This window comes from Streptomyces sp. NPDC087422 (assembly GCF_044744145.1).
Classification (GTDB): domain Bacteria; phylum Actinomycetota; class Actinomycetes; order Streptomycetales; family Streptomycetaceae; genus Actinacidiphila.
In genome coordinates this window covers 266,033-275,832 of the sequence record NZ_JBIUXT010000008.1, presented here as the reverse complement: position 1 = coordinate 275,832, position 9,800 = coordinate 266,033, and the positions used below count along the sequence as shown (strand labels likewise).

At 74.0% G+C, this 9,800-nt stretch carries 10 protein-coding genes; 5 read left to right on the top strand and 5 right to left on the bottom strand.

Annotation, left to right across the window (positions count from 1 at the left end):
- Positions 1–126: 126 nt before the first annotated feature.
- Positions 127–375 (bottom strand): DUF5133 domain-containing protein, encoded by a 249-nt coding sequence (locus ACIO6U_RS25795; protein WP_355350278.1) that lies wholly within the window; start codon positions 373–375, stop codon positions 127–129.
- A 398-nt stretch (positions 376–773) separates the two neighbouring features.
- Positions 774–944: a hypothetical protein gene (locus ACIO6U_RS25790; RefSeq protein ID WP_355350281.1), complete on the bottom strand. Its 171-nt coding sequence runs from the start codon at positions 942–944 to the stop codon at positions 774–776.
- Between the two features lie 416 nt (positions 945–1,360).
- Here ACIO6U_RS25790 and ACIO6U_RS25785 point away from each other — a divergent pair, with 416 nt between their 5' ends.
- Positions 1,361–2,638 carry an MFS transporter gene (locus ACIO6U_RS25785; RefSeq protein WP_401722764.1) on the top strand — a complete coding sequence of 426 codons (1,278 nt, stop codon included), beginning with the start codon at positions 1,361–1,363 and terminating at the stop codon, positions 2,636–2,638.
- On the opposite strand, the gene ACIO6U_RS25780 is transcribed toward ACIO6U_RS25785, so the two are convergent.
- A complete protein-coding gene (locus ACIO6U_RS25780; RefSeq protein ID WP_401722646.1) occupies positions 2,635–3,309 on the bottom strand; it encodes a hypothetical protein in 675 nt (224 codons plus the stop codon). The genes ACIO6U_RS25785 and ACIO6U_RS25780 overlap by 4 nt on opposite strands.
- The gene (locus ACIO6U_RS25775; protein ID WP_355350289.1) at positions 3,270–3,704 is read right to left on the bottom strand and encodes a YchJ family metal-binding protein; all 435 of its coding nucleotides are present in this window, start codon (positions 3,702–3,704) and stop codon (positions 3,270–3,272) included. Before ACIO6U_RS25775 ends, ACIO6U_RS25780 begins: the two co-directional genes overlap by 40 nt.
- 126 nt (positions 3,705–3,830) lie before the next feature.
- On the opposite strand from ACIO6U_RS25775, the gene ACIO6U_RS25770 reads away from it, so the two are divergent.
- Positions 3,831–4,208, top strand: coding sequence for a hypothetical protein (locus ACIO6U_RS25770; RefSeq protein WP_401722642.1), 378 nt, complete (start codon positions 3,831–3,833; stop codon positions 4,206–4,208).
- A gap of 83 nt (positions 4,209–4,291) precedes the next feature.
- On the opposite strand, the gene ACIO6U_RS25765 is transcribed toward ACIO6U_RS25770, so the two are convergent.
- Positions 4,292–5,845, bottom strand: coding sequence for an ATP-dependent DNA ligase (locus ACIO6U_RS25765; RefSeq protein WP_401722640.1), 1,554 nt, complete (start codon positions 5,843–5,845; stop codon positions 4,292–4,294).
- Positions 5,846–6,013: 168 nt separating this feature from the next.
- On the opposite strand from ACIO6U_RS25765, the gene ACIO6U_RS25760 reads away from it, so the two are divergent.
- The 3 genes from ACIO6U_RS25760 (at position 6,014) to ACIO6U_RS25750 (ending at position 9,653) form a co-directional block, all read left to right on the top strand.
- The gene (locus tag ACIO6U_RS25760; protein WP_355350298.1) at positions 6,014–6,652 is read left to right on the top strand and encodes an alpha-ketoglutarate-dependent dioxygenase AlkB; all 639 of its coding nucleotides are present in this window, start codon (positions 6,014–6,016) and stop codon (positions 6,650–6,652) included.
- A 323-nt stretch (positions 6,653–6,975) separates the two neighbouring features.
- Positions 6,976–7,926, top strand: coding sequence for a sensor histidine kinase (locus ACIO6U_RS25755; RefSeq protein WP_355350301.1), 951 nt, complete (start codon positions 6,976–6,978; stop codon positions 7,924–7,926).
- A 365-nt stretch (positions 7,927–8,291) separates the two neighbouring features.
- A complete protein-coding gene (locus tag ACIO6U_RS25750) occupies positions 8,292–9,653 on the top strand; it encodes a cellulose binding domain-containing protein (RefSeq protein WP_401722635.1) in 1,362 nt (453 codons plus the stop codon).
- Positions 9,654–9,800: the final 147 nt, after the last annotated feature.

The following is a 9,800-nucleotide window of genomic DNA, read 5'->3' as shown; positions in this document are numbered from 1 at the left end:
CCCATAAATATACACCGCCCCCGCGGCGGCCCCCCCCCCCCCCCCCACACCCCCCCCCCCCCCCCCCCCCCCCCCCCCCCCGGGCCCCCCCCCCCGCCGCTGTGACGTCTGTCGTGGGGTCCGGCTTCAGGCCGCCGAAGCGTCCTCGGTCTCGTCGTCCTCGTCCATGAACAGGTGGCGCTCCATGTGCACGCGGGCGGCGGCCAGCGCCGGGGCGATCTCCCGGGTGCCGGTCGACACGCACAGCGTGTACGCCGTGTCCTGGAGCTGCTGCCGCACGCGCGGGTCGACGGACTTCGCCGTCTCGACCTCAGCGGTCAGCGTCTCGTAGCGTTCCACCAGGTTCCGAAGGACGGTCGGGTGGGCCATCAGCATCGTCGTACTCCTCGATGTCGGCGAAGTCGGGACGCGCCTGCCCGGCCCACGCTGTTCCATGCGTGAGAGCGGCGAAAAAAATTGCCTGCCGGGCCGCACCCTCTTCTTCGTCGCGTCTTTGCGCAGGCCCCGGATAGGGGTCGAGGGGTGCGAAGTAGTAGTCCCTTCACGGTACATGACACTCATGTCCACAACGGGGGCCGGTGAACGTGATGTTCGACTCGTCTTCGCCGCCGTGCCGAGGGAATGCCGCTCGCGCGGGCGCCGGGGCGGCCGGTTGTCGAACACCGGGTGTCGACGTACCGACGTACCGACGAGTCGACCTGTCGCCACGACATGACGCGGCGACAGGTCGACAGCTGACTGCTTGTCGGACGCGGTGTCGTCCGGGCGGCCTTCTAGTCGATGCCGCGCAGGATGTGGGTCTCCGTCAGATCGTCCTCGTAACCGGCGAGGCGGATCGGCGCGCACCGGGACCAGGTGTCCAGGGGGCGTTCCTCGGCCAGGAGCGAGGCACCGTCGCCGCCTCGTTCGGCCGACTCATTGCGCTTCAGTTGATCAGGTGACACCGCGCACTCCTTTGCGTCGCGTGGACCGGCGACACCCGACGCGGCCGTCCGACCGCGCCCGGCGCCCGGTGGGATGGCTCTTCGGGCGGTACGGACGCGGTGGCGCCTTGGGCCCCCCACGCCCGGGGGCGAAGGGGAGGACCGGAGCGCGGCCGAGGTGGGCGACTCGTTCCGGGACGGGCCCCGGGGTTCGGTACATCCCCTGAGACCGGTTCGTCCCGCACAGCGTAAGCCTGCCCGTCCTCCGTCACCAGCCGGTTTCCGGCGCGCTACGCACAGTGGCGAAGTGCCGTGCGCGCGTGCGAAACCGGCCCTGGCCGCTGCCGTGCGGCGCATGGTTGCTACGGTTCCTCGTGCTCAACAGCGAAGAGGACCGAGACGAGGGGCCTGCGCCATCCGGGTCACGCGCGCCTGAAATATCCGGAAAGCCGGAGATATCCGCGCCGCCGGCCAAGCCCCGCCGCCGGCTGCTGGCCGATGTGAGCCCGCTGCGTGAGCACCCGGACTTCCGCCGCCTGTGGTTCGGCAACACCGTGTCGTACATCGGCCAGCAGATGACCGCGATGGCCGTCTCGCTCCAGGTCTACGCGATCACCGGCTCCAGCTTCTACGTCGGCCTGGTCGGCCTCTTCTCGCTCGTCCCGCTGATCGTCTTCGGCCTGTACGGCGGCGCCGTCGCCGACGCGGTCGACCGGCGCAAGCTCGGCCTGATCACGGCCGCCGGCTCCACCGTCTGCTCCGGCGTGCTGGCCGCGGCGGCTTTCGGCCATCTCAGGTCCGTGGCACTGCTCTACGCCGTCGTCGCGCTCCAGGCGGTCTGCTTCGCGATGAACTCGCCCGCCCGCTCCTCGATGATCCCGCGCCTGCTGCCGCCCGAGCGGCTGCCCGCCGCCAACGCGCTGGCCTCGCTCGCGGGCGGGGTCGGCCAGATGGCAGGACCCATGCTCGGCGCCGTCCTCGTCGGCGCCTGGGGCTACCAGGCCGCGTACACCGTCGACGTCGCCGCCTTCAGCGCCTCCCTCTACGCGATGTGGCGGCTGCCCGCGATGCTCCCCGGCGAAGGGGACGGCGCGGCCCGCCGCCGCCCGTCGGTCATCGAGGGCCTGCGCTACCTCGCCGCCCGGCCCAATCTGCGCACCACCTTCGTCTCCGACCTCGCCGCCATGGTGCTCGCCCAGCCCCGCGTGCTGTTCCCCGCCGTCGCCGGGCTCTGGTTCGGCGGCGACACCCGCACCGTCGGCCTGCTCGCCGCGGCCCCCGCCGTCGGCGCGCTCCTCGGCAGCGTCTTCTCCGGCTGGCTCGGCCGGGTCCACCGCCAGGGCTTCGCCGTGCTGCTCGCCGTCGGCTCCTGGGGCGCGGCCGTCGCCGTCTTCGGGCTCACCCGCAACCTCTGGCTGGGCCTGCTCTTCCTGGCCTTCGCGGGCTGCGCCGACACCGTCTCGATGGTCTTCCGCAACACCATGCTGCAATCCGCCGCCCCCGACGACATGCGCGGGCGCCTCCAGGGCGTCTTCCTCGTCGTGGTGGTCGGCGGCCCCCGCCTCGGCGACTTCCTCGCGGGTTCCGTCTCCGACCTGTTCACGCCCACCGTCGCCGTCGTCGGCGGCGGCCTGGCGTGCATCTCGGCCATCGCGCTGATCGGCCTCTTCCAGCGCGGCTTCGTCGCCTACGACGCCCGCCGCCCGGTGGCCTAGGAGCCGCCTTCAGGGGCGCAGCCGCTCTCGGCGAGCGCCGACACGGCGGCGGCCAGACCGGCCTGCGACGGGTCGTACTCGACGGCGGCGGCCGTCAGCCGCAGGACGTCGGCGAGGGCGCCGTCGGTGAGGTGGTCGGGCGCGCCGACGCGCGCGAGGCCGCGGGTGAGCAGGCCGCGGGCGGCATCGGGACGGCCGCGGCGCAGCATCTTGACGGTGGCCACGGCGTTGGCCAGGGCGCTGGCGGCCGGGGACCAGGCGGTGGCGGGCGCCGCGGGCACGGTGGCCGACCCGGCCGGCTCCGCGCGGACGGACAGGTCCAGGCGCCAGAAGAGCGGAAGACCGCGGAAGGCGGCGAAGAGCAGCCGCTCGCCCATGGCGGCGGCCGACTCCGGGTCGACGCGGAGCGAGGCCAGCGGCCGGACGCGCCCCAACGCCACGGCGGCGGTGTCGACGCAGTGGGCGAAGCGGTCGCCCGGCACGGTCCATTCGAGGTCGATGTCGCTGTAGGCGTCCCCGGTGCCCGAGGCCAGCGAGCCGCGCAGCCGGGTCCGGGAGCCGGGGCAGTACGCGGCCAGCGCGTCCAGCAGCTCGCGCGCCAGGGCCGCGCGTACGGCCGGGTCGAGGGCCGTCATCCGCTGCGCTCGGGCAGCGCGTCGACGTACACCCACGCACCGTCCTCGCGGCCGAAGCGGCTGTTCTCGTACTGGTCACCCGGTTGGCCGTCGGCCAGGAAGCGGGCGCGGAATTCGACGGTGCCCTCGGTGTGGAAGGCGGTGCCGCCGGTCGAACCGAGGATGTCGAGGCCGGTCCACCGCACGTCCCCGTCGAAGCGCAGGCCCGGCGGCCGGGTGCCGGAGTGCCACGTACGCAGCAGATAGGCGGCGTCGCGTACGGCGAAGGCGGCGTACCGCGACCGCATGAGCTGCTCCGCGGTCGTGGCGGCGGACCGTCCCTGGTGCAGGGCGCCGCAGCAGTCGTCGTACGCGGCGGGCCGTCCGCACGGGCAGGGAGCCGTAGGGGAGAGCCGGGTGGCCGCCGGGCGGCGGTTCTGACGTCGGGGCATCCTCTGATTGTGGCGGACGCCGCCATTCGCGGGAGTCGTGGGTTTTGCCCGCCCCGCAGCGGAAAAGTGCTGACCGTGGCGCAAATCGGGTGCGCGCGCCACCATCCTCCTCCGAAAGGAATCCCCGTGAGTACGGCGCAAGACGAGTCAGCCCAGGTAGCGGTCACCTTCGACGGTTGCGCGAAGGAGGACGCGCAGACCGTTCTCGACGCTCTGAACACCAGCTTCGCCTCGGACCGAGAGCCCGACGACATCCCGCAGGACTCCGCGGACGGGCGGCCGATGGTCTGGAGTGCCACCTTCGACGTGTCCCGCACCCTCGGGGTGCCGGGACCCGCGCGGCTCGGCGAGTCGCTGACGGTCACGGCCCAGGGCGGCTACCGCGCGGTGGACCGGCTGCGGGAGAGCCTGGCCGAGGCGTTCACCGTCCGGGTGGTCGGCACCGCGTCGGGCGACCAGGAGCAGGAGGCGCGCTTCCGGCTGGAGAACCACGGCGCCGCGTGACCGCGTGACCGCCTGACCGCGTGACCGACTGCCCGGGACGGGGCGCCGCCTGACCGGGAGGGCGCGCCGCCCGGCGGTCCGCGTCACGTCCCGCCGTGCGCCGCCCGTACCGCCTCCAGCGTGTCGGCCTCGGCCGCTGTCTTGTCCTCGCGGTAGCGCACGACGCGGGCGAAGCGCAGGGTGACGCCCGCCGGGTAGCGGGTCGAGGTCTGGAGGCCGTCGTAGGCGATCTCGACGACCAGTTCGGGGCGCACGGTGACCACGTATCCGTCGGTCGGGCCGACCGCCAGGGCGAGCAGCCGCTCGGTCTGCCAGTCGAGCAGCGCGTCCGTCAGGCCCTTGAAGGTCTTGCCGAGCATGGCGAAGCCGTCGCCGTCGCGCGCGCCCAGGTGGAGGTTGGAGAGCTTTCCCGTGCGGCGGCCGTGGCCCCACTCGACGGCCAGCACCACCAGGTCGAGGGTATGCACCGGCTTGACCTTGATCCAGGACGCGCCGCGCCGACCGGCCGCGTAGCCGCTGTCGGCGGCCTTGACCATCACGCCCTCGTGCCCGCGGTCCAGCGTGGCCCGCCAGAAGTCCTCGGCGGCCCGCAGCTCCGCCTCGTCCGCCGGGTCCGACACGACGGTCCGCCGGACCCGCAGCTCCTCGGGGAGGAGCCCGGCCAGCACCGCGTGCCGCTCGTCGTAGCCGCGGTCGAGCAGGTCCTCGGTGGCGTCCCCGTCGCCGACGGCGAGCACGTCGAAGAAGACCGCCGTCAGCGGCAGGGCGCGGGCCGCCGCCGACACGTCGACGCGGGAGCCGACACGGCCCGCGGTCTCCTGGAACGGCCGGGGCCGCCCGTCCGGGCCGAGCGCCAGCACCTCGCCGTCCAGGACCAAACGGTCCGCGCCCAGCGCGCGGACGGCCGCGACGACCTCCGGCAGGCGCTCGGTGATGTCGTCCAGCGTGCGGGTGAAGATCCGGACCGACTCGCCGTCGCGGTGCACCTGGACACGGATGCCGTCGATCTTCTCCTCGATCGCGCAGGGCCCCGCCTTGGCGACCGCCTCGGCGACGGATTTGGCGGAGGACGCCAGCATCGGCAGCAGCGGCCGGCCGACCGCGAGGGCGAATTCGGTGAGCGCGTCGGGGCCGCGCGCCAGCAGGGCCCGCGCAACCGGTTCGAGGGCGCCCGCGAGCATCACCGCGCGGCGTACGCCGGCGGCAGGCGCGCCGGTCGCGGCGGCCAGGCCCTCCGCCGCCGCGGCGTCCAGCGCGCCCTGCCTGACCTCGCCGGTGAGCAGCCCGACCAGGAACTCCTGCTCCCGCTCGGTCGCCGCGCCCAGCAGGCCCTGGAGCAGGTCCCGCCGCCGGCCCTGCGACCCGGCGCCCGCGACCGCGCCGACGGCCGTCAGCGCCTCGTCCACCGCCCGTACGGTCAGCGTCGGCTCCGCGGCGGGCTCGGCGCGGTCCCGCAGCGCCGCCCAGCCGACGCCGAGCCGCCCCTGCGGCAGGCGTCCGGCCAGATACGCGATGGCGACCGGCACGTCCTCGGGCTCCATGGCCCGGAAGAACTCGGCCAGCAGCGCCGTCTTGCGGGTCCGCGCTGATGTGTGCGCGACCTCGTACGAGACACGGGCGACCTCGGCGAACAGCATGTTCTCCATCCTGCGGCGAACCGGGCGGGAACGCCCGGCGTGTGCCGGACGTATGCCCGACGCATGCCCGACGTGTGCCCGGCAGACATCCGGCACACGCGTTCGGCACACGTTCGGCACACCGCACACAATAGAACAGGTGTACGACAGTCGAGGTAGGCTCGGCGCATGAGCCACCCGTCCCCTCAGCAGGCGTCCATCTTCGGCGGCGGCGCTCCGGGCCTCGGTGACCTGGAGGGAGCCCGCCGCACCCACCTCGGACAGGGCGCCTGGATCGACACGCTCCCCGGATGGCTGAGCGGCGCCGACGACCTCTACGCGGAACTGGCCGCGGAGGTCCCCTGGCGCGAGGAGCGGCGCCGGATGTACGACAACGTGGTGGCCGTGCCCCGCCTCCTCGCCCACTACCGCGAGGGCGACCCGCTGCCCGCCGACGTGCTCACCGACGCCCGCGCGCGGCTCAGCGCGCACTACGCGGCCGAACTGGGCGAGCCCTTCGTCAGCGCCGGACTGTGCTTCTACCGCGACGGCCGGGACAGCGTGGCCTGGCACGGCGACCGCTTCGGGCGCGGCGGCACCCACGACACGATGGTCGCCATCGTGTCCCTGGGGGAGCCGCGCCCGCTGCTGCTCAGGCCGCGCGGCGGCGGGGGCGCCGGGAGCACCGTCCGGCAGCCGCTGGGCCACGGCGACCTGATCGTGATGGGCGGCTCCTGCCAGCGGACCTGGGATCACGCGGTGCCGAAGACGCGGGGAGCGGTGGGCGGGCGGATCAGCGTCCAGTTCCGGCCACGCGGAGTGGCGTAGGACCGGCGCGGAGTTGGTGCGGGACCGGCGCGGAGTGGCGCGGGACCGGTCGGTTCTCCGGGGTAGCGGCCCGCGCTGCGGGCGCGTACGGCGGCCAGGCGGCTCCCGGCGTTGATGATTGTCGGGCGAGGAGCATACTGGCGGTGACAGCACTGTTGTCCGAAACCGCTGTCAAGGGGTGTCCGAAAAAACCGCAGGTGTCCGAAGGGGGCCTTCAGGGTGGACATCGCGGTCGGCCGGCGTCAGGGGGCGCCGAGGCCGACGCGAGAGGCGTGGGAAACGCCACCGGGACGCTGCCGTGCGATGTCGCGAACGGTGGCGCCGTGATCAGTCCTGCCCGGAACTTCTCCCATCCCGCTCTGTTCTACCGCGGCGCGCGCGAGTATCTGGAGGGCACCGTTCCTTTCGTACGGGACGGCCTCGCCGCGGGCGAACCGGTCGCCGTCGCGGCCCCGCCCGTCGGACTCGGCCTGCTGCGTACCGCGCTGGGGTCCGACGCGGGCGCCGTGCGCTTCATCGACATGACCACGGTCGGGCGCAACCCCGGGCGCATCATTCCGGCCGTGCTCCGCGCCTTCTGCGACGCGCAGCCGCCGGGTCCGGTCCGGATCATCGGCGAGCCGATCTGGCCGGGGCGCACCGCGCTGGAGTACCCGGCCTGCGTCCAGCACGAGGCGCTGATCAACACCGCCTTCGCCGGGCGGCAGGTGACGATCCTGTGTCCGTACGACGCGGCCGGGCTCGCCCCCGACGTCCTGGACGACGCGCACGCCACCCATCCGGTGGTGATCGAGGCGGGCCGCGAGCGGCCCAGCGACCGCTACGCGCCGGACCACGCCGTCGCCTCCGGCAACACCCCGCTGCCCGAGCCGCGGGACGCCGCGTCCTTCGCCTTCGACGACCAACGCCTGCGCGACGCGCGGCGCTTCGCCGTCCGGCTGGCGGGCGGCTTCGGCCTGACCGGCGCCCGGCTGGACGACCTGGCCCTCGCGGTCTCCGAACTCATCACCAACAGCGTTCTGCACGGCGGCGGTTCCGGCACGATCCGGCTGTGGACCGAGAACGACCAGGTGGTCTGCGAGGTCCGCGACGGCGGCAGGCTCAGCGACCCGATGGCCGGCCGCCGCCTGCCTCCGAACGGCCGCCCGGGCGGGCGCGGTCTGCTGATGGTCAATCACATCGCGGACCTCGTCCGCGTCCACGCCGCCCCCGACGGCACGGCGATCCGCTGCTACCTCGGCGGCGCTCCCGTCCCGGCCGGAGCCGCGGACTGACCGACCCCGAACCGCCCCGCCAAGCCGACGTCGCGTGAGCGGGGCCTTTCGCTGTGCGCGCACGGTGTGGTCTCGCGGTACGCGGACGGCGGGGACCCTCCGCCACGCGGAGCCCCTTGATGCCGGGGGAGGGGCCTGGCTTCATCAACGCGGTGGCATGGGAGCGCTCCCATTGTGGCCTGCGCTGCCGAGCCGTCACCCATCCCCCCACGAACTGGTGAAGGGACTTACCAGTGACACGTCATCCCGCCCGTCCTCGCTCCGGGCCGCTCGCACGGCCCCGTCCGCCCCGTCCGCCCCGTCCGCCCCGTCGGAACCGGCCCCATCCGCTCCGGCGGCTCAGCCGGCTGCGCCCGGCGGTCGCGGTGCTCGCCGCCGTCGCGGCGCTGCTGCTGCCGCTGACCACCGCGACGACCGCGCACGCCGACCCCGTCTCGACCTGCGCGCCGCAGGGCACCCTCCCGGTGGCCGGCGGCGAGTACACGCTCCAGGCCAACGAGTGGAACTCCACCGCGCAGCAGTGCGTCACGTACTCCAGCGGCACCGCGTGGTCGCTGACGACGGCCGACTTCAACCTGCCGACGAACGGCGCGCCCGCCACGTATCCCTCGCTCTTCAAGGGCTGCCACTGGGGCGACTGCACGCCGAACAGCGGTATGCCGATCCAGATCAGCAAGCTGGGCAGCGCGGTCTCCTCGTGGAGCACGGTGCAACCGGCGTCCGGTGCCTACGACGTCGCGTACGACCTGTGGATCAACTCGACGCCGACCACGGCCGGTCAGCCGGACGGCACCGAGATCATGATCTGGCTCAACAGCCGCGGCGGGGTGCAGCCGTTCGGCGGGAAGAGCGGCACGTCGGCCGCCGCGGGGCGCAACTGGGACGTGTGGACCGGCCGTCAGACCTCGTGGAAGATCATCTCCTACGTGTTGCAGGGCGGCGGCACCTCGGTCTCGAACCTCGACGTCAAGGCGCTGATCGACGACGCGGTCGGCCGCGGTTCGGTCGACCCGGCGCACTACCTCATCGACGCAGAGGCCGGTTTCGAGGTCTGGCAGGGTGGCCAGGGTCTGGCCACCACCGGCTTCTCCTTCAGCGCGAGCGCGGCGGGCTCCGGCGGCACCGGCTCCGACACCCAGGCGCCGACCGCGCCCGGCGGCCTCAACGTCACCGGGACCACGGCGACCTCGGTCTCCCTGGGCTGGTCGGCGGCGACCGACAACGTCGGGGTGACAGCGTACGACGTCTACCGCGGCGGCGCGTTGGTGGGGACGACCGCCGGCCGGTCGTACACCGACTCGGGGCTGACCGCCGCGACGGCGTACACGTACACCGTCAAGGCCCGCGACGCGGCGGGCAACACCTCCGCCGCCTCGGCGCCGGTCACCGCGACCACCTCCAGCGGGTCCAACGGCGGTGGCGGCAGCGGCTGTTCCGCCAGCTACACGGTGAGCAACGACTGGGGGAGCGGCTTCACCGCCGATGGGACGGTGACCAACAGCGGTACGTCGGCGACGCGTTCGTGGACGGTGTCGTGGACCTACCCCGGCAGCCAGCGCGTCACCAACTCCTGGAACGCCACCGTCGCCCAGTCGGGCGCGGCGGTGACCGCGGCGAGTCTCGCCTACAACGGCGCCCTCGCGCCGTCCGCCGAGACCCACTTCGGATTCCAGGGCACGTACAGCGGCGGGAACGCCGTTCCCGTGCTGACCTGCACGGCGACCTGACGCACCGTCCGGTCGCGCCTCGCGGCGGCCCCGGGGGGGGGGGGGCCCCCGGGGGGGGGGCCCCCGGGGGGGGGCCCCCCCCCGCCCCCCCCCCGGGGGTTGGTGGGGGTGGGAAGACTAAAAACTTGGGCGTGGGGGGGGCGTGGT

Excerpts from the sequence above, each read along its gene's own strand:
- ACIO6U_RS25760 (WP_355350298.1), top strand. The coding sequence starts at position 6,014 with ATGAGCCACCCGTCCCCTCAGCAGGCGTCCATCTTCGGCGGCGGCGCT.
- ACIO6U_RS25795 (WP_355350278.1), bottom strand. The coding sequence starts at position 375 with ATGCTGATGGCCCACCCGACCGTCCTTCGGAACCTGGTGGAACGCTAC.
- ACIO6U_RS25775 (WP_355350289.1), bottom strand. The coding sequence starts at position 3,704 with ATGCCCCGACGTCAGAACCGCCGCCCGGCGGCCACCCGGCTCTCCCCT.
- ACIO6U_RS25765 (WP_401722640.1), bottom strand. The coding sequence starts at position 5,845 with ATGCTGTTCGCCGAGGTCGCCCGTGTCTCGTACGAGGTCGCGCACACA.